This is a genomic window from Agathobacter sp. LCP21S3_B2, from assembly GCF_052118705.1.
GTDB lineage: Bacteria > Bacillota > Clostridia > Lachnospirales > Lachnospiraceae > Roseburia.
This window is the reverse complement of record NZ_JBQKGQ010000007.1, coordinates 37,340-54,831: the sequence shown is the minus strand read 5'-3', so window position 1 is coordinate 54,831 and position 17,492 is coordinate 37,340. Positions and strand designations below refer to the sequence as shown.

At 44.6% G+C, this 17,492-nt stretch carries 16 protein-coding genes; 2 read left to right on the top strand and 14 right to left on the bottom strand.

Annotated elements, in window-relative coordinates; genetic code table 11:
- Positions 1 to 53: 53 nt before the first annotated feature.
- The 14 genes from ACTQ1L_RS06655 to pdxR all read right to left on the bottom strand — a co-directional run bounded on the left by ACTQ1L_RS06655 (position 54) and on the right by pdxR (position 15,439).
- The gene (locus ACTQ1L_RS06655; RefSeq protein ID WP_441366123.1) at positions 54 to 827 is read right to left on the bottom strand and encodes a GNAT family N-acetyltransferase; all 774 of its coding nucleotides are present in this window, start codon (positions 825 to 827) and stop codon (positions 54 to 56) included.
- Positions 827 to 1,348, bottom strand: coding sequence for a peptidylprolyl isomerase (locus ACTQ1L_RS06650; protein WP_012743691.1), 522 nt, complete (start codon positions 1,346 to 1,348; stop codon positions 827 to 829). Before ACTQ1L_RS06650 ends, ACTQ1L_RS06655 begins: the two co-directional genes overlap by 1 nt.
- 106 nt (positions 1,349 to 1,454) lie before the next feature.
- Complete coding sequence (locus ACTQ1L_RS06645; protein ID WP_441366121.1) at positions 1,455 to 2,849, bottom strand: UDP-N-acetylmuramoyl-tripeptide--D-alanyl-D-alanine ligase; 1,395 nt, start codon at positions 2,847 to 2,849, stop codon at positions 1,455 to 1,457.
- A 1-nt stretch (position 2,850) separates the two neighbouring features.
- A complete protein-coding gene (locus tag ACTQ1L_RS06640; protein WP_441366120.1) occupies positions 2,851 to 3,906 on the bottom strand; it encodes a D-alanine--D-alanine ligase family protein in 1,056 nt (351 codons plus the stop codon).
- A 167-nt stretch (positions 3,907 to 4,073) separates the two neighbouring features.
- Entirely contained in the window at positions 4,074 to 4,337 is a 264-nt protein-coding gene (locus ACTQ1L_RS06635; protein WP_321110475.1) for a hypothetical protein, read from the bottom strand.
- Between the two features lie 393 nt (positions 4,338 to 4,730).
- Positions 4,731 to 4,907, bottom strand: a complete 177-nt coding sequence (locus ACTQ1L_RS06630; protein ID WP_321110474.1) for a hypothetical protein — start codon at positions 4,905 to 4,907, stop codon at positions 4,731 to 4,733.
- A gap of 580 nt (positions 4,908 to 5,487) precedes the next feature.
- Positions 5,488 to 6,015, bottom strand: coding sequence for a ribosome hibernation-promoting factor, HPF/YfiA family (gene hpf, locus ACTQ1L_RS06625; RefSeq protein ID WP_117685942.1), 528 nt, complete (start codon positions 6,013 to 6,015; stop codon positions 5,488 to 5,490).
- Positions 6,016 to 6,260: 245 nt separating this feature from the next.
- Entirely contained in the window at positions 6,261 to 8,324 is a 2,064-nt protein-coding gene (locus tag ACTQ1L_RS06620; RefSeq protein WP_441366117.1) for an ATP-binding cassette domain-containing protein, read from the bottom strand.
- Positions 8,325 to 8,354: 30 nt separating this feature from the next.
- The gene (locus ACTQ1L_RS06615) at positions 8,355 to 9,659 is read right to left on the bottom strand and encodes an ATP-binding protein (RefSeq protein WP_441366115.1); all 1,305 of its coding nucleotides are present in this window, start codon (positions 9,657 to 9,659) and stop codon (positions 8,355 to 8,357) included.
- A gap of 547 nt (positions 9,660 to 10,206) precedes the next feature.
- On the bottom strand, positions 10,207 to 11,529 hold the full coding sequence (locus tag ACTQ1L_RS06610) for an ATP-binding protein (RefSeq protein ID WP_441366113.1): 1,323 nt from the start codon (positions 11,527 to 11,529) through the stop codon (positions 10,207 to 10,209).
- Between the two features lie 45 nt (positions 11,530 to 11,574).
- The gene (locus ACTQ1L_RS06605; protein WP_441366111.1) at positions 11,575 to 12,243 is read right to left on the bottom strand and encodes a response regulator transcription factor; all 669 of its coding nucleotides are present in this window, start codon (positions 12,241 to 12,243) and stop codon (positions 11,575 to 11,577) included.
- A gap of 176 nt (positions 12,244 to 12,419) precedes the next feature.
- Positions 12,420 to 13,070 carry a phosphate signaling complex protein PhoU gene (phoU, locus tag ACTQ1L_RS06600; protein ID WP_441366110.1) on the bottom strand — a complete coding sequence of 217 codons (651 nt, stop codon included), beginning with the start codon at positions 13,068 to 13,070 and terminating at the stop codon, positions 12,420 to 12,422.
- The gene (gene pstB, locus ACTQ1L_RS06595; RefSeq protein ID WP_441366108.1) at positions 13,070 to 13,831 is read right to left on the bottom strand and encodes a phosphate ABC transporter ATP-binding protein PstB; all 762 of its coding nucleotides are present in this window, start codon (positions 13,829 to 13,831) and stop codon (positions 13,070 to 13,072) included. The genes phoU and pstB overlap by 1 nt, the downstream gene beginning before the upstream one ends.
- A 210-nt stretch (positions 13,832 to 14,041) precedes the next feature.
- Complete coding sequence (gene pdxR / locus ACTQ1L_RS06590) at positions 14,042 to 15,439, bottom strand: MocR-like pyridoxine biosynthesis transcription factor PdxR (protein ID WP_441366107.1); 1,398 nt, start codon at positions 15,437 to 15,439, stop codon at positions 14,042 to 14,044.
- Positions 15,440 to 15,927: 488 nt separating this feature from the next.
- Here pdxR and pdxS point away from each other — a divergent pair, with 488 nt between their 5' ends.
- Together pdxS and pdxT are read left to right on the top strand one after the other, a co-directional pair.
- On the top strand, positions 15,928 to 16,812 hold the full coding sequence (gene pdxS, locus ACTQ1L_RS06585) for a pyridoxal 5'-phosphate synthase lyase subunit PdxS (RefSeq protein WP_330021869.1): 885 nt from the start codon (positions 15,928 to 15,930) through the stop codon (positions 16,810 to 16,812).
- A 1-nt stretch (position 16,813) separates the two neighbouring features.
- Complete coding sequence (gene pdxT, locus ACTQ1L_RS06580) at positions 16,814 to 17,404, top strand: pyridoxal 5'-phosphate synthase glutaminase subunit PdxT (protein ID WP_441366106.1); 591 nt, start codon at positions 16,814 to 16,816, stop codon at positions 17,402 to 17,404.
- Positions 17,405 to 17,492 lie beyond the last annotated feature (88 nt).

The following is a 17,492-nucleotide window of genomic DNA, read 5'->3' as shown; positions in this document are numbered from 1 at the left end:
GTCCTCCAAATCGTTAAACTATGTTTATATTTTATTGCCTAATTGCATATTTTTCAATGTTTTTCATTGTTTTTTATATTTTTTCTATATATAGAAGCGTTTATATCATCATCCATATGCCCGCTATTTGTAAATCCAAGCCTTTTTGCAAGACGCACCGATGCCACATTTTTCTCATCTATCCGGCAGTAGAGCTCCTCAAAGTCTGTGTTTTTCCTCGCATAGTCTACGATAAAGCGGCACACCTCCGTGGCATAGCCCAGGCCCTGAAATTCCGGTGCTATCATATAACCCATTTCATTGTGCTCAAGTCCCGCCCGTCCTATCAGCTCCCCTGTTTCCTTTGAAAACACAAGCCACATGCCATACTCGTAAAAGCCATACATGTTCTCTATGTATGCTTTCTGGTATTCAAGCTCTGTCTCATAGTCATACAGCGGCTCCACAAAATCTGTCATGCCGGGCTTGTCATAAAGCTCATAGAGCGCCGGAAGGTCTGACAGTGAAAGCTCACGTATCAGGCATCTGTCTGTCTCGCCAATATCCCATGGGATATGATTATACCGCCTGCGCACCCGATCCAGATACTCAATATCAAGCTCTGCAAGGCTTTCCACTGCATAGCGCGTGCCACACTGCGGTTCTCCTACTGATGCTATGCCGAGTGAGTCAGCTATTTGCTTCTGCTGCCTGTTTGATACTATCCAGATGCAGTTGGCAGGAGCAGATGTCATCTCTACTGCACGCTTCCACTGTGGCTTAAATATCTCGTCATGATAGTAAAAAGAGGCAAGTTTTGCGCTTGCCTCATCGATAATTATTATCATCAAACTGTCTCCGGCTCCGGATAGTCCACTCCGAAGGTCTCAACTGTAACTGTCTTCATGACCTGGGCCTCAAGTGGTTTGTCCATGTAGTCTGTGCGCACCTCTGCGATCTTGTTTACCACATCCATGCCCTCGATTACCTTGCCGAATGCCGCATACTCACCATCGAGATGTGGTGCATCCTGATGCATGATGAAGAACTGGCTGCCTGCTGAGTCAGGTATCATGGTACGTGCCATTGAAAGTACACCGGCTGTGTGCTTTAAGTCATTTTTGAAGCCGTTGTGTGTGAACTCACCCTTGATTTCATAGCCAGGGCCGCCTGTGCCGTTTCCGTCCGGATCTCCGCCCTGGAGCATGAAGCCCTTGATTACACGGTGGAAGCATACTCCGTCATAGAAGTTGTGATTGATTAAGCTGATAAAGTTGTTTACTGTGTTTGGTGCGATTTCCGGATAAAGCTCCGCCTTGATTACATCGCCGTTTTCCATTGTGATTGTTACGATTGGATTCTGTGCCATTATTTTTTCTCTCTTTCTTTTATAATATTATGAGGCCTGGAGAATATCCATTCCTCGCAATTATTAAATATAGACTTAATTTCTACCCGATTGATTTTACCTGATTTTACTTACTCAGAGCCTCTACCACCTTCGGAAACTCCATAAAATGTGACGCCTTCACCAGTATGGTGTCGCCCTCCTTCACATATGAAAGAAGCTCCTGTGTCATGGTCTCCCTATCCTCGAAATAGTGGATGTCTACATCGAATGATTTCTCTGCGGCTCCGGCTGCATATTCCTTTGCAAGCTCTCCTGCGGCGAATAGTGTATGGATATGATTCTCTCCAACTGCTTCGCCTACCTCATGGTGCAGCTTTTTCTCATCGCTTCCCAGCTCGCCCATGTCGCCTAGCACTGCTATTGTCCTGCCCTTTGCATGTGAAAGTACCTCGATAGAGGATTTCATGGATACAGGGTTTGCATTATAGCAGTCATCTATCACTGTCATGCCGTGTGTTTTGATGAAATTGGTACGGCCTGCGATTGTCTCTGCTTTCTCGATTCCTGACTTTATCTCAGCTATTGTGAGGCCAAGCTGCAATCCGACAGCCGCTGCCGCCATGGCATTGTATACATTGTGCTCACCCGGGATGTGAATGTGTGCATCGAACTCGCCCTTTTGTGTGACAAAATGAGCCTTCATGCCGTCGAAGCCCAGGTTTTCAATATTTGTGGTATATACTGATTTATGAACGCCTGAAGCTGATTCCTTGCCATAGTATATGGCAGGCTTTCCATTTACCGTCTGCACTGTGGCCAGCTTGTCGTCATCTGCATTCAGCACTGCGACCGCATCCGGCATCATATGCTCAAAGCACTCTGTCTTTGCTTTAAGCACACCATCCCTGTCGCCCAAAAACTCCAGATGGCAGTAGCCGATATTGGTGATGACCATGACATCCGGGCAAGACATAGTAGAAAGTCTGTGCATCTCGCCAAAATCAGATATGCCCATCTCAAGCACTGCTACCTGATGGCTTTCCCTGATTCCGAAAATGGTGAGTGGCAGGCCTATCTCATTGTTGAAATTGCCTGCGGTCTTGTGGACGCTGTATTTCTGCTCAAGGACTGATGATATCATCTCCTTGGTGCTGGTCTTGCCGACACTTCCAGTGATGCCCACCACCTTGATATCAAGGCTTTTTCTGTAAAATGCCGCGAGCTTTTTCATGGCATCGGTGGTTGATTCAACAAGCACATATGGGCCTGCCGGATCTGTAAGCTCATGCTCAGAGAGCACAATTGCCGCCCCCTGCTCAAACACAGTCGGAATGAATTTGTGTCCGTCCACCCTTTCTCCCTTTATCGGGATAAAAAGATAGCCCTCCTTCACCTGTCTGCTGTCTATGACGGCGCCGGTGATTGTCGTATCAAGCTGTGTCTCATCGCCTATGTATGTGCCCCCGCAGGCCTTTGCGATATTTGCAAATGTAAGATTCTTCATGTACTTATCAGACATGCTACACCTCATATTTTTTCAAAGATATGTCAATCAGATGCTCACAGAGCTGATTAAAGCTCATACCGATAACCGCTGCCTCCTGTGGCAGAAGACTGGTCGGAGTCATGCCCGGCAGTGTGTTTGCCTCGAGGCAGAACATCTCATTTTTTTCATTGAGCAAAAAGTCTGAGCGTGAATATGTGTCAAGCCCGATAACACGCGCAACCTCCTCGGCATAGTGCTGCATATCCTTTGTCACCTGCTCAGGAAGCTCGGCCGGACATGTCTCTACTGTACTGCCCGCCTTGTATTTATTCTTATAATCGTAGAAGCCCTCCTTCGGTGCAATCTCTATAATAGGAAGAGCCTTGCCCTCGATAACGCCGACAGAGAACTCCCTGCCCTGTACAAATTCCTCGATAACCAGCTCATTTTCCCACTTGAAGGCATCGTCAAGTGCCGCCTTGAACTCTGCCGCATCCCTAACGACGGTGACACCGATGCTTGAACCACCGCAGCATGGCTTTACCACACATGGAAGTGTCAGGTCAAGCTTTGTGATATCGTCCTGTCTGGTCGCTCTTGTCATGGAAATACCCTTTGGAGTAGGTATACCATTTGCAAGGAAGAACTGCTTTGATGTCTCCTTGTTCATGGCGATGGCTGAGCTTAAATAATCGCTGCCTGTATATTTGACACCGAAGAGATCAAATGCTGCCTGTATCTTTCCGTTCTCTCCGTTTTCTCCGTGAAGAGCCATGAAAACAATGTCCGCCATCTGACACATTTTGATGACATTTGGTCCGAAGAAGCAAGGTGACTGGTCCTTTCTGGAAGCCTTTACCTTTGCGAGGTCAGGTGCCTCTGTCGGAATATCGCTGACCTGCACACTTATCTCGTCCGCGCGGTCAAATATACCTGTCAGGTCCTCCTCCCTGTCACTATATCCCATAAATACATCCAATAATATAACTTTGTGGCCGTTCTCTTTGAGTGCCTTAGCTACCATGCTTCCTGTCTTGAAGGAAACATCTCTCTCTGTGCTGAGCCCTCCGGCAAGTACTACGATGTTCATTTTTGTCCTCTTTTCACATTAACTATATTTCTGATAACACTCCTAAATCCAATCAAATATATCGGCTCCGGTAAGTTATCAATTTCTAAAATTATAACACCATTTATATAAAAAAGAAAGACCGGTTAAACCGGTCAAAAAAGAAATTCCCTTATTTTTCATATATCTTATATAACGTCTCGGCTATCCAACAGCATAACCATTCTTACAAAAAGCTTCCTACCCTGTAAATCCTTCTGGTTCAACGTCTCTCCATACTTAAAAACCAATTGCCGGCACTGCCCTACTGTAAGGTCAGGATTGCCAAACAACAGAATCTTAAGTGCCTCGTTTTCAAGATATTTTTGTACGTTTGATACCTCAGCTAAAATATCTATGATATCTTCGTAATTAATTAGTCCCCTCTGCTCTCGAAATACCGTACTATACAAATATTCATAACCCTCCTTGTGCTCATTATTTTGATATTATAATTCTCGAGAACTTCTTTTTTTGCTTTCTTTCCCCTATTGCAAGACTCATTTTATTGCAATATTATTTTTCCATATCTTTCGTAAAATTTCTAGGTGCGTTTCGCGCCTATGAATGGTATTATGTTAATTTCTGTAATATTTTTGCAACTTTTTAGTAATTTTTGACATATTTCGACAAAAACTATGTGTGTATCAGCTTTTTTATGTTTAAATTTGCAAGTTTTACTTACGAAATTTTGGAATGATGATTTCGTACTATTTTTTCTTTAATCACTATTCTACTCATAAAAATTAGTAAATCCTGGAATGTCTGTCTTGTCGTATTCATATTCCCAAGAAGTACTGTCTTCATTACGACCTATGCCTATATACATAAGCTGCCACAATTGCTACTGCTTTGTGACTTATAACTGCGGTTTTAGCTCCTGCACTTTTTACTGCTGATGATTTCGATATATTATTTTTGCCTGCAGAATTTTTCATATCTTCTATTTCATTACCTACACGCTGTGTAACTTCATTTCTCATGCTTGCTGATACAGAAATTTTCTTTGAATAAAGCATGTATATAAAAAGCAAGACTGATTATCATGCGACTTAGTTTGAAAAAATATTTGAAAATAATTTTGACATGATTAGAAATGAATGTTAAAATATAGATAACAAAAAGGTGCTACCTATAACAACGGTTCGCCTGATCATTTACTTAGTTAAAATAACCGTTCAGTTTCCAGGCTGGGGCGGTTATTTTTTTGTGGTCTTACTGCCATTGAAACCAATCGCATATCCAAGACCAAATGAGGTTAAACAGAGACTGAGCACTGCAATCAAGGTATCGACTGTAAGCATAAGCGAAGTCCTCCTTCCATCAGATTTCTCGAATGAGAGCATATCTATGTAAACGGAGCTATAGACTCCCCGCAAAAAGCGAACCGCCATCTACACGTCTACGTGTGGTAGCACCTATAATAATTATATCGAATATTTGTTCTATTTTCAAGATAATTAACTATAAATTTTATATAAATGGTTAATATCGAAAACCGGCAGCCAACGGCTGCCGGTTTTCGATGAAAGAAAGGTTAAATTATGATGAAAAACAAGAGTTCTAACATTCCGGTTCAATAAGTCCGTATGTATGTCCTTTTCTCTTGTAGACTACATTTACTTCGTCATTCTCTGCATTTCTGAATACGAAGAAATCGTGGCCTGAGAGCTCCATCTGGATGCATGCATCCTCAGGATACATAGGCTTCATACCAAATCTCTTTGTACGGACAATCTTGATTTCCTCGTCCTCTGCATCGTCTGCCTCCACGAAATCATCCTGGAATATCGCCGGTGCATACTTCTTTGCGGAAATCTTGGTTCTGTATTTGCGAAGTTGTCTCTCGATTACTTCCTCTACCAGGTCAATTGATACGTACATATCATTGCTGACCTGCTCTGAACGGATAACATGTCCCTTTGCCGGGATAGTAACCTCGATTTTCTGTCTATCCTTTTCTACGCTGAGCGTAACATATACATCTGTGTCCGGTTTAAAAAACTTCTCCAGCTTTGACAGCTTCTCCTCTACTGCCTGCTTAAGCCCCTCTGTTAATTCGATGTTTCTTCCTGAAATTGTTATTCTCATGATGTCCAACCCCTTTGTCGTTTATTTGATACGTTGTCTGTATCATGTAAATATTATACCATAAATTTCTTTTTCATCAATCATTTTTATGCATTTTATATAAAAAATCAAGATTATATTTATGATTCGACGCGAAATCACTTGATTTCGTTATAATTAGGAATTTCATCAAGATAAAAAACATCAAGTCAGATGATTTTTTATACACTATCGTAGCGTCTCTATACTATCACAGCGCCTATGTTTTACCCAAGCGCCTCAAGCTGAGAGGAAAGCTCCTCCCACGCCTCCATATCTATAAGGATTTCTTCCTCGAGAGCGTCTATTTCGTTCTGGATTTCCGTGAGCTTTGAGTAGCTTGACTGATACTCCGGCTTCATAAGCTCAGCCTTGAGCTCATCCAGCTTTGCTTCCTTGACCGCCAGGTCCTCCTCGGCCTTTTTGACCTTTTTTTGTATCTTTGAGCGCTCCTTGCCCGGGTTGTAGTATGCCTTGCCAGTTGATGAGACAGCCATTCCGCCTGCCTGGGCTGCGCTATTTGCATTGGTGCTTTCGCCCACATTACCTGCTGCAGCGTTTTGTGACGTGCTCCGGTTTGCATCACTGCCGGTCTGACTGCCGCCGGTCTGACTGCTGCCGTTCTGGCTTATCGCGCCGCCAAATATCGCATTACCTCTGTATACATTTTTGCTCTCCGAATCCTCCCTGTCGAGCTTTTCCTGATACTGCTCATAGCCAAACTGATAGAGATTGGTCGTGCCATCCTCGAACACAAGCAGCTGTGTGGCTACCTTTTTCACAAAATATCTGTCGTGTGATACAAAAATCAGTGTACCCTTGTAGTCCTTAAGCATGCTCTCTAGCGTTTCCTTGCCTACGATATCCATATGGTTAGTTGGCTCATCGAGCACGAGCACGTTCGGTCTGGTCTTTAAAATCTTGCAAAGCGCCAATCTGACCTTTTCTCCTCCGGAGAGCATATTTACGTTCTTGAACACGTCCTCCCCGGAAAAAAGGAAGGCTCCGAGTGCATTTCTGGCCTCGGTTTCTGTAAGATTCGGATACTCATCCCAAAAATCATCGAGCACAGTCTTGTTGCTTGTATACATGGCCATCTGCTGGTCGAAATATCCTATCTGCACGTTGGTTCCAAAGCGGTACTCGCCTGAAAGTGCAGGGATCTTACCCACGATAGTCTTTAAAAATGTCGATTTTCCAAGTCCGTTTCCGCCGAGTATGCCAAGCTTTTCGCCTCTTTTCAAATCAAGCGACACTACGGAGAGCGGATGGTCATAGCCGATTGCAAGCTCTGATGTATACAGCACATCGTTTCCGGTCTCCTTTTCGGGCTGGAAATTGGCATGGAAGGTCTTGTTGTCGTACTTGTCCGGTGCCTCGATAATCACCATGCGGTCGATAGCCTTCTGCTTTGACTGCGCCATGGCTGTCTTGGTCGGCTTGCCCTTGAAGCGCGTAACCATACGCTGCAAACGCTCTATCTCCTTCTGCTGGGCGATGTGATCCTTCATCTGCTTGTCGTAGTTTTCCTTTTTGCGGGCGATAAAATTGGTATAATTGCCCGGATAGCGCCTTGCTGTGCTGTACTCTATCTCGTATACCACATCTACCACATTGTCGAGAAACATACGGTCATGGGATACGACAACCACTGCCTTCGGGTACGACTTCAGATAGCCCTCAAGCCACTCAATCGTCGTGACATCGAGGTGGTTGGTCGGCTCGTCCAAAAGCAGTATGTCAGGCTTTGACAAAAGCAGCTTTATGAATGCTATCTTGGTCTGCTGACCTCCGGAAAAGTCACGGATTGGCTTTTTGCGCTCATCATCTGAGAAGCCGAACTTGCGGATCATGACCTCATATTCCTTCTCATAATAGTAGCCGCCATCATCCTTGAAGGCTTCCTCCATCGCGGTATATCTGGCTACCTTTTCATCGGAATAATCATGCTCGAGCTCTGCCGCCGCGCGCGCAAGCTCTGCCTTTCGCTCGTCCATTTTCACGAAGCATTTGCGCACCTCCTGCTCGAGTGTCACATCAGGATCATCAAACGCAATCTGCTTCAGATACCCTATCTCAGGGTTTCCTGCCTTTGCAATAAAGGCGCTCTCATCGCTGTCGAGCTTTTCCATCTCAACCTCGCCTGAAATGAGCTTTAAAAGTGTTGTCTTGCCACAGCCGTTTCTGCCGACTATCGCTATCTTTTCTGTGTTTCTGATTTCAAAATCTATACTATGCAAAATGACGTCGTCGCCAAATGCGACAGCGCCATTACTTATCTGGTAGAGCATATACTATCCTTTCATGCTTATGCCTGCTGCTTAATTGTTAGCCATAATGTAGTTGACAAACTGTGTTGCAGTACGTCCCGAAATACCACCGTGGCTGAGCTCCCACTTGTTTGCCTCCCTGCACAGCTCCTCGTCTGAAAGTGTGCAGCCGCTCTTTCTCGCAAGCTCTGTTACAATGTTGAAGAACTCCTTCTGCGATGGCTTTGAGTAGCTGATTGTCACACCAAAACGGTTTACAAGTGACAGTTTCTCCTCAACCGTATCTGAGTGATGCTTGTCATTGCTGTTGTCCTGGTCATTGCGGTCATTCCATGTCTCCTTGATCAGGTGACGGCGGTTAGAGGTTGCATAAATCAGTATGTTGTCAGGCTTTGTCTCCACGCCGCCCTCGATAACTGCCTTTAGGAACTTGTACTCAATCTCGTGCTCCTCGAATGAGAGGTCATCCATATATATGATAAATCTGTAGTTTCTGTTTTTAATTGCTGCGATAATCTTTGACAGATATTTAAACTGATGCTTGTATATCTCAATCATGCGCAGTCCGTCATCATAATACTGATTGACAATGGCCTTGATGCTTGTTGATTTTCCGGTTCCGCTGTCTCCGAAAAGCAGCACATTGTTGGCCTTTTTGCCCTGTACAAACGCTTCTGTATTGTCTGTGAGCTTTTTCTTCTGGATTTCATAACCGATCAGGTCATCGAGCATGACCGCATCCATATTGTTGATTGGCATGAAGGAGAAGCCACCGTCCAGATGCTCCTCAATCCTGAATGCCTTGTTGAGACCAAACATGCCGACTCCGTATGCCTTGTAAAAGCCTGTTACCACATCAAAGAACTCCTGCTCATCCTTAGCTGCCTCAAGCTTCTTGCTCAGCGCCCTTACCTTCTCGCTGACATTGTGATTGTACATAAGGTCCTTTTTCACAATAGCCTTATAATTGCTGATCTGTGTGAAGCAGTCGATTCCGAGTGCTGACTCGATTGGCTTGAAATCATAATCGAAAAGCTTCTTAAAAATCCTGAAATCGTTTGCCACAAGCCCGTTTACGCTGCCATCGCTGGCTCCGACCTTCTCACAGGTGATGGAAAACGGATTCTCACTCATCATAAGGTAGAAAGTGAGATAGTTGTGCCACAGATTGTCATCAAAGCCATAGTCTGTCGCTACCTTTAAGATTCTCTTGACCTGTGTATTGATGTCGCGCACAAGCTCTGTCTTGTTGTACTCGCCCACCTCAAACTGCTCAAAGAGCTGTCCCAATTTATAAAGTATCTCGTCCTGAGATAAATCTCCGTACATAAGTAATTTTGATATTTCCTGATACATGGCTGTTCCTCCTGGTTTTGCCTTGTTTTCGCTGCTAACATATGATTATAAACACTGCGCCTCGATTTTGCAAGAGCTTGTGTGCCTGGTTTTCTTATTACTACGGACTGAAATATGTGGAGCCAGTATGGCGCGGCGGAGGCTCTCATTCGAGCTAACGCTACGCAGCTAAGATACTGTACGAATTATGCTTTTTATGTTTTCTATGCCTGACGAAACCGTCGCTACTCGCCTTCCATGGCTCGATAGCTCCTTGACTTGCCCTCCATGGCAAGTCATTTCTGTACTTTAAAGCATAATTCTAAAGTATCTAACCTGCTTCGCTAGACGCTCTCACGAGAGCCTCCCCCCGCGCCATACTGGCTCCACATATTTCAGTCCTAACACTACGACAATAATCCACCAAAAATTGTACCACAACGTAAGTGACGTAAGCACCGGGCAGTGGGACGTACATCGTACTCCCGCTGGAGCGCATAGCGAAGTGTCTTAGAGTCTGTTGAATTATGCCTCAATAAACAGAAATGCCAAGCCATGGACGGCGGAGCTAAAACTCCACCTTTATTGTTGTGCCACGCCCCACCTCGCTGTCGAGCGTCAGCCCTGCATCATGCAGCTCCACTATATGCTTTACTATCGCAAGCCCAAGGCCTGTGCCGCCGGTCTCCTTCGAGCGGCTCTTATCCACTCTGTAGAAGCGCTCAAAGACGCGCTCCTGCTGGTCCTTTGGGATGCCTATACCGTTGTCCTCGACCGTGAGAACTGTCTTTCCACCTAGCTTGTGTACCGTCACATTTACGGTGCCGCCCTCATTGTTGTAGCGGATAGCATTCTGGCAGAGATTCTCAACGAGCTCCGTGAGAAGCTGCCTATTGCCTCGCACCATACAGTCAGTACCGTCAAAATTGAGTGCTACGTTTCTCTGCTCGGCATTCACCTGTAGATTTTCCATGCAGTCCTTGACCAGACCGTACAGGTTAAGCTGCTCAAAGCCCTGCTGTGCCTCGCTTGAATCAAGCTCCGAGAGCTTTATGATATCATTGATTAAGGAAAGCAGGCGCTGTGCATTTCTTCTGATTTCAGTGGCAAAATGAATCTGCTGTTTCTTTTCGACCATGCCGTTTTCTATGAGCTCTGCGTAGCCGGAGATGGCTGTGAGCGGAGTCTTTAGCTCGTGTGACACATTGGCTGTGAAGTCCTGTCTGCTCTTTGCCGCGGCAAGCACGCCCTCATGCTGTATCCTTATCGCATTCATGAACGGCACGAGCTCCTTGTACTCTGTCTTTTTCTGGATGACAGAGGCCTGCTCCAGGTTTCCTGCGAGTGTCTCGATTGGCTTCATGAGCTTTCTGGTCAGGCTCTTGGCGAGAACCACACATATTCCTACTATGATAATCGTCACTATAAGCATGGCAGGTATACTGCTTGCAAACATGTTCCAGATACTTCTCGCTGCAATAGAAACACGCAGTACCGTTCCATCATTGAGCTTTATGGCATGATAGAAGGTATTGCTGTTCATGGTGGCTGATGTTCTCACGCTGTCTCCCGTACCTTTATCAAATGCTGATTCAACTTCCGGTCTATCGCCATGATTTTCAAGGTTTTTCACGTCATTTTGATTGTCATACAGCACTGTGCCGTCCTTGTCAATCCAGGTGACACGAATCCCCTCCACATCAATCTGCGGGATTTCATTTATATCCTGTTTTAGTATTCCTGTGCTTTCTATTGTCTCTGCCATGACCTGCAGGTCTTCCTTTACCTGCTTCTGAAAGAGGTAATAGTTGATTACTGTCATGGAAACCATAGTGGCAATTGCTACAAAAAGTGCTGTTGCTACCAGATAATAGTTAATCTTCTTTTTCATGCTATACGCTCCGCTTATGTATATTAGAAATCATTATAACAGCTATTATTCTATAACATAGCCCACATTTCTGACTGTCTTTATCCTGCTGCCATAGTCACCCAGCTTGTGGCGGAGTGTCTTTATGTGCATGTCCACTGTACGTGTCTCGCCCTCAAAGTCAGTATCCCAGACGCTTCTCATGATGACCTCCCTGGTCATGACTATGCCCTGACTGCCCATCAGAAGCCTTAAAAGCTCGTACTCCTTGTATGTAAGGTCAACCTGCTCATTGTTCACTGTAACCACATGGCGCTCATGGTCAATCACCAGGTCATCCAGCTTTAAAAGCTTCGGCTCCTCCTTCGCTGTTCTCCTGAGCAGTGCCTTTACTCTTGTGATAAGCTCCATGATTGAGAAAGGCTTTTTGATGTAATCATCTGCACCTCCGTCAAGCCCTTTTATCATATCCATCTCTGTGGTCTTGGCTGTGACCATTATAATAGGAATATCCTGTGTAGCCGGACGTTTTCTGAGCTTTCTCACGATATCGTAGCCACTCTCATCCGGAAGCATCACATCAAGCAGTATGAGGTCCGGTACGAGCTCATCCAGCTTCTTGTAAAATTCCTTTGCGTTTTCAAATGCACTGACGATGTAATTACTGTTTTTTAAAGCAATAGTCTCTATCTCACGTATGCTCTCGTCGTCCTCTACAATATAAATAAGTGCCATAGCTTTCTCCATTTCAAAAAATCCTATGTAAAATTTTTACCTGCTTTTTACTTTCGATTATACATTACTAATGTAAAACAGACGATGGTTTTATGTAAAATTTATGTAAAATCCATCGTCTGTATCAATTTTGTCTGTATATAACTATGATTTAATTTTTCAGTTTAAAGATTAAATCATGATTTGTGAACCTTGTCATCAAGCGCAAACTCAACCCACTCAGCAATATTTGTCGCATGGTCTCCGATACGCTCAAAGTATTTTGCAACCATGAGAAGATCCTCTGCCTGCTCACCATCCTCCGGATGCTCCCTGATGAAATCAATAAGCTCAGCCTTTACCTTATCAAAAAGCTCATCAATCACATCATCCTGCTTCATCACTATGTGAGCCTTGTCATTGTTCTTCTCAACATATGCCTCGATTGCCCTGATAAGCATAAGCATTGTCTCTGAAGCCATGCTTTTGACATGCTCTATATTGACCCTGTATGGCTTGTCACTGCTCATCAAAATGGTCATCTCGCTGATATCGGCTGCGTGGTCTCCTATACGCTCCATATCAGTAACCATCTTCATCGCTGCAGAAATTGTTCTAAGGTCTCTTGCTACAGGCTGCTGCTGCATGAGCAGATTAAAGCACAGGCTCTCTATCTTTTTCTGTTCTCTGTCTATCTCTGAATCGCCCTCCATGATGGCTTTGGCGCTATCGGCATCCTGATGTATAAATGCCTCGATTGCTTTCTGGATTGACTCCTCAATCATGCTTCCCATGTGCATCATTTCTTCATTCAGCGTCTTAAGCTGCTCGTCGAATTTCGATCTCATTAACCAAACCTCCCTGTGATGTAATCCTCTGTTCTCTTGTCCTGTGGATATGAGAAAATTGTCTTTGTGTCATCAAACTCAACCATATCTCCCACAAGGAAGAAGGCTGTATCGTCTGACACACGCACTGCCTGCTGCATGTTATGTGTTACAACCACAACTGTGTACTTTTTCTTTAAATCCTCCATGAGCTCCTCTATCTTTGAAGTAGAGATAGGGTCGAGCGCTGATGTTGGCTCATCCATCAAAAGCACCTCCGGCTGTACGGCAAGCGCTCTCGCAATACACAGTCTCTGCTGCTGTCCACCCGAAAGTCCCATAGCAGATTTCTTTAATCTATCTTTAACTTCATTGAATATCGCAGCACCCTGAAGACTTTCCTCAACTATCTGGTCGAGTGTCTTTTTATCCTTGATGCCATGCACCCTCGGGCCATATGCGATATTGTCATATATGCTCATCGGGAACGGATTCGGCTGTTGGAAAACCATGCCGACCTTTTTGCGAAGTACGGTTGTATCAACTGATGGTGCATATATATTCTCACCATCTATCTCTATGCTTCCATCGATTCTGACGTTGTCAACCAGATCATTCATTCTGTTGATGCACTTTAAAAATGTAGACTTACCACATCCTGACGGTCCGATCAGCGCTGTCACACTGTTTTCTTTTATGTCCATATTGACACCATGCAGTGCATGATTCTGGCCATAATACAGATTCAGGTCGCGAACCTGAATTTTGATTTTTTTCTCCATTTGTATCTCCTGCAACATGTAATAAATTTCTTGTCTTCGAGAATACATTATATGGATGCTTTGTAAAATGCTCTATCAGATGTATGTAAAATCTATGTCAAATTTTTACACACATAAATTATTCACACTGTTTGTATTTATTGTTTGTATTTATTATTTGTATACACTATTTATATGCTTTATAGTCGGCTTTATTAAAGTACTGTCTGGTTAAAGTATTGTATCTTTAATAATTAGTAGCTTTTCCATTATCCTGTCTGCATCAATATTTGAATAATTGATAATAAACTGATGCCTGTCTTCCTTTGGCTTACTCAGATTGAAATATGTAATCGCCTGAAGCTTTATACCTTTTTTCAATAGCAGCTCTTCAACTGTTTTGTCCGGAAGGTTCGTGTCAAACTGTATGATAAAATGCAGTCCGGAGTCATTTTCTATTACCCTGCATTCCTTTTCAGTGAAGCAGCCTTTTATGGACGCAAGCACGCTCTGGCGCTTTCTGCCGTAGTGCAGTCTCATCCTGTTTATGTGCTTTTCAAAATAGCCCTCGCTGATAAATCGTGCCAGCGTATACTGCTCGAAGGTGGATACCGTACATGAGTAAAATGAAAGCCTCCTGTAAAACTCATTTGCCAGATGCTCCGGCAGTACCATGTAGCTGATTCGGATGGTGGATGTGAGAGATTTTGAAAATGTATTTATATAGATGACCTTTTCACACGCATCTATCGAGAGGATGGGCGGTATCGGGTGTCCGTTCATGCGAAACTCACTGTCATAATCATCCTCTATGATGTATCTGTCGCTGCTCTCGTTGGCCCATGCCAAAAGCTCATAGCGGCGGTTCACAGGCATCGTGATTCCCGTCGGAAAATGGTGTGTCGGGCTGATATGTGCTATCTGCGCGTTCGCTTTCTTTATAAGCTCCACGCTGATGCCCTGCTCATCCATCTGCACCGGCAGGCATTTTGCATTGTTACACTCGTATATCTGGCTGATTTTCTTATAGCCCGGATCCTCCACGCAGTATACCTTGTCCGTACCCAAAAGCTTCACAAGCAGTCCGTACAGATACTCTGTTCCCGCTCCGACTATTATCTGGTCCGGGTCCACATTCATACCGCGAAACGATGACAGATGGCTTGCTATCGCTTCCCGAAGCTCTCTCACTCCGCCACACGGCGACACCGACAAAAGCTCCTGTTCCCTAAGGGAAATCGTCTCTCGCATGAGCTTTGCCCATATGGAAAACGGAAAGTTACCCGAGTCTGTCCTGTTTGATGAGAAGTCAAATATGCTTTCATCCTGCTCAGGCGGCAGCTTTATGCTAAGCTCCTTCTGCACCGGTGCCTTGATTACCCTGATATCTGACACATCGGCTATGAAATAGCCCCTCTTTGGTCTTGCAAACATATAGCCCTCGCCTATCAACTGGTCATATGCATTTTCAACCGTAATGGTACTAACCCCCAGATTCTTTGCGAGGGCACGCTTTGATGGCATTTTCTCCCCGGAGCTTAATTTTCCCTGTGATATATCGTTTTTGATGCACTCATAAAGGCATTTGTAGAGTGGTCCGTCTGTTTTTGTGAGGTCGTAGGTCAGCATTTGATTCACCGCTTTCTGGCATTTTTATTTTCCTTATTTTGAATATTTTAATATTACCAGATGTGGCGTATTATTGCAACCATGATATGCGGTTGGTGTGAGCAAATGTATCGCGGTGGCGCAGGTGGCGAGTACACTCTCGTGTTCGCTACGCTTTGCTGCCAAGATACTGTAAGAATTATGCCTTATAGGTTTTCTATGGCAGACGAAACCGTCGCTACTCGCCCTCCATGGCTCGATAGCTCCTTGCCCCGGCTTCCATGCCGGTGCATTTCTGGTTTTCTTGGGCATAATTCAACAGTATCTAAGCAGCTCCGCTATGCGCTCTCACGAGAGTGTACTCGCCGCCTGCGCCACCTAAACATATCTGCTTACGCCTGACTACTTTCGTCATATAAATGATTAAAGGGGCAAAATACCTTTTGACCCTCATATCATATAAATTGATGCAAAAATACAAATGCAAAAAACAAAAGGAGATTTAACAAATGGAGAACAATAAGAATACTCAATACGAACTCAACAAAGGTCTTGCGCAGATGCTAAAAGGCGGTGTCATCATGGATGTCACGACTCCGGAGCAGGCAAAGATTGCCGAGGCTGCCGGTGCATGTGCTGTCATGGCACTTGAAAGAATCCCTGCTGATATAAGAGCCGCAGGCGGTGTTTCGAGAATGAGCGATCCTAAGATGATTAAAGGCATTCAGGAGGCTGTCAGCATCCCCGTCATGGCAAAGTGCCGTATCGGTCACTTCGTGGAGGCTCAGATACTTGAAGCTATCGAGATTGACTATATTGACGAGTCTGAGGTGCTTTCACCTGCTGATGATGTGTACCATATCAATAAGAGAGATTTCAAGGTGCCTTTCGTATGTGGTGCAAGAGATCTCGGTGAGGCTCTCCGCCGTATCAACGAGGGAGCTTCCATGATTCGTACAAAGGGTGAGCCCGGTACAGGTGATATCGTGCAGGCTGTCAGACATATGAGAAAGATGAATTCTGAGATTGCAAAACTTACTTCCATGCGTGAGGATGAGCTTTTCGAGGCAGCTAAAAATCTTCAGGTGCCTTTCGAGCTGGTCAAATTCGTTCATGACAACGGCAAACTTCCGGTTGTAAACTTTGCGGCCGGTGGTGTAGCCACTCCAGCCGATGCGGCTCTTATGATGCAGCTCGGTGCTGAGGGTGTGTTCGTCGGTTCAGGTATCTTCAAATCAGGCGATCCTGCCAAGAGAGCTGCCGCTATCGTAAAAGCTGTGACAAACTTTACTGATGCAAAGCTCATCGCAGAGCTTTCTGAGGATCTCGGTGAGGCTATGGTCGGAATCAACGAAAGCGAGATTAAAATCATCATGGAAGAAAGAGGCAAATAAAATGAAATCAGGACTTAAGATTGGTGTTTTAGCCGTTCAGGGAGCGTTTATTGAGCACAAGCGCATGCTTGAGTCTCTCGGGTGCGAATGTGTAGAGCTGCGCCAGAAATCAGATATCTGTGACTTAGACGGACTCGTGCTGCCTGGAGGTGAGAGCACTGTGCAGGGCAAACTGCTACGTGAGCTTGATATGTTTGATGAGCTTAAGGGAAGAATCGCAAACGGACTTCCGGTGCTTGCAACCTGCGCCGGTCTTATCCTTTTAGCTTCACATATCAGCAACGATGACAACGTATATTTCGGCACTTTGCCTGTCACTGTTAAAAGAAATGCCTACGGCAGACAGCTCGGAAGCTTCGAGGCTACAGCAAGGTTTGACAATAGCTTCGACTTTACCATGACATTTATCAGGGCGCCTTACGTGGAAGCTATTGATGCTTCAGCAAAGAATGATGTGCGTGTACTCGCAGAGTATGACGGCAAAATTGTCGGTGTGCAGTATAAGAACCAGATTGGGCTGGCTTTTCATCCGGAGCTTAATGATGATACACGGATTCATGAGAGGTTTTTGGAGATGATATCGGTAAATTAAATCACGTCTATATTATGATTAAAGGGTCAAAATATCTTTTGACCCTCATATCATATTATTGAATGTCTATATGTGATATTACACATCT

Coding starts and splice junctions, on each gene's coding strand:
- ACTQ1L_RS06655 (WP_441366123.1), bottom strand. CDS start 827: ATGATAATAATTATCGATGAGGCAAGCGCAAAACTTGCCTCTTTTTAC.
- ACTQ1L_RS06650 (WP_012743691.1), bottom strand. CDS start 1,348: ATGGCACAGAATCCAATCGTAACAATCACAATGGAAAACGGCGATGTA.
- ACTQ1L_RS06645 (WP_441366121.1), bottom strand. CDS start 2,849: ATGTCTGATAAGTACATGAAGAATCTTACATTTGCAAATATCGCAAAG.
- ACTQ1L_RS06640 (WP_441366120.1), bottom strand. CDS start 3,906: ATGAACATCGTAGTACTTGCCGGAGGGCTCAGCACAGAGAGAGATGTT.
- ACTQ1L_RS06630 (WP_321110474.1), bottom strand. CDS start 4,907: ATGAGAAATGAAGTTACACAGCGTGTAGGTAATGAAATAGAAGATATG.
- hpf (WP_117685942.1), bottom strand. CDS start 6,015: ATGAGAATAACAATTTCAGGAAGAAACATCGAATTAACAGAGGGGCTT.
- ACTQ1L_RS06620 (WP_441366117.1), bottom strand. CDS start 8,324: ATGCTCTACCAGATAAGTAATGGCGCTGTCGCATTTGGCGACGACGTC.
- ACTQ1L_RS06615 (WP_441366115.1), bottom strand. CDS start 9,659: ATGTATCAGGAAATATCAAAATTACTTATGTACGGAGATTTATCTCAG.
- ACTQ1L_RS06610 (WP_441366113.1), bottom strand. CDS start 11,529: ATGAAAAAGAAGATTAACTATTATCTGGTAGCAACAGCACTTTTTGTA.
- ACTQ1L_RS06605 (WP_441366111.1), bottom strand. CDS start 12,243: ATGGCACTTATTTATATTGTAGAGGACGACGAGAGCATACGTGAGATA.
- phoU (WP_441366110.1), bottom strand. CDS start 13,070: ATGAGATCGAAATTCGACGAGCAGCTTAAGACGCTGAATGAAGAAATG.
- pstB (WP_441366108.1), bottom strand. CDS start 13,831: ATGGAGAAAAAAATCAAAATTCAGGTTCGCGACCTGAATCTGTATTAT.
- pdxR (WP_441366107.1), bottom strand. CDS start 15,439: ATGCTGACCTACGACCTCACAAAAACAGACGGACCACTCTACAAATGC.
- pdxS (WP_330021869.1), top strand. CDS start 15,928: ATGGAGAACAATAAGAATACTCAATACGAACTCAACAAAGGTCTTGCG.
- pdxT (WP_441366106.1), top strand. CDS start 16,814: ATGAAATCAGGACTTAAGATTGGTGTTTTAGCCGTTCAGGGAGCGTTT.